Source organism: Streptomyces colwelliae, from assembly GCF_048158785.1.
In the GTDB taxonomy this organism is placed as follows: domain Bacteria; phylum Actinomycetota; class Actinomycetes; order Streptomycetales; family Streptomycetaceae; genus Streptomyces.
This window is the reverse complement of sequence record NZ_JBLTJC010000837.1, coordinates 1-910: the sequence shown is the minus strand read 5'-3', so window position 1 is coordinate 910 and position 910 is coordinate 1. Positions and strand designations below refer to the sequence as shown.

2 protein-coding genes are annotated in these 910 nt (G+C 73.3%); one reads left to right on the top strand and one right to left on the bottom strand.

Translation table 11 applies throughout. The features are described 5' to 3' along the window. Nucleotides 1-29: 29 nt before the first annotated feature. On the top strand, nt 30-320 hold the full coding sequence (locus ACNFOC_RS54705) for a hypothetical protein (RefSeq protein WP_416966356.1): 291 nt from the start codon (nt 30-32) through the stop codon (nt 318-320). Nucleotides 321-388: 68 nt separating this feature from the next. Here the strand turns inward: ACNFOC_RS54705 and ACNFOC_RS54700 are convergent. After that, the coding region (locus ACNFOC_RS54700; protein WP_416966355.1) for a polysaccharide deacetylase family protein at nt 389-910 on the bottom strand (522 nt) is incomplete at its 5' end.

Here is a 910-nt window from a genome sequence, read left to right as displayed (position 1 = left end):
GCGCTCAAGCCGCCCCGTAGCGTCCCCCCATGCCTCCCCGGTCCCCCGCGCTTCCCGGCCGCCCGTCCCTCGGTACCGACTGCTGGGCGGTGGCCGTCCTGATGCCGGTCGAAGTCGTCCTCGGCTTCGGGTCGGCCTTCATGGTGGCGCTGAGCGGGCCCCCCTGGGCGGTGGTGGTCTGGCTGAGCATGCTGGTGCTCGCGGCTCTCACCGCGGCCGTCGTCCTCTTCCGGCGCGGGTATCAGATCAGCGCCGCGGCAGAGGTGCTGGCAGTCGCCGTACTCCTGGGCACGACGGCAGAGACGTGGCCCCACAGGTAGGCGCCCTCGTCTCAAGTGGCCCCTGCCTCAAGCAGCCTCGTCTCAAGTGGCACCGTCTCGAGTGGCGCTCAGAGGTAGTCCTCCAAGCGCCCCACCGTCAGCCCCCGCTCCTGGATGCCGCGCAGCAGTCTGGCCGTGCTGTCGGCCGGGCCCACCTGGACGATGTCGCCGGGGGCGAGGCGGTGCTCGCCTCGGGCGTAGGTCAAGGTTCCTGTTGTCGTGGAGGCCCGCCAGAGGACCAGGGCGGAGACTCCGCAGTCGGCCGCGGCCCGGCGGGTCGTCGTGTCGTACGTCCCGTAAGGGGGCCGGAGCAGGCGGGAGTTGGGGCGGGGTCGGCGGCCGCAGATCTCGGCACGCTGGGTGGCGTACGGGAGGCCGGCGAAGTGGTGGCGGTCCGGTGTGGCGCGGAACTCGGTGACGGGGAGGCGCAGTTCGCGGACCAGGTCGGCGAACCTCAGGTCGCGGCGCGCGCCCTCCTCGTGGTCGTAGGTCAGGAAGACGACCTTGTCGTGGGTGCGGACGTGGTCCACGACGGGTGGGAGGCCGGGGCCCGCCGAGCGGGCCGCGGGCCGGGGTGCCGGTTTCGGGGG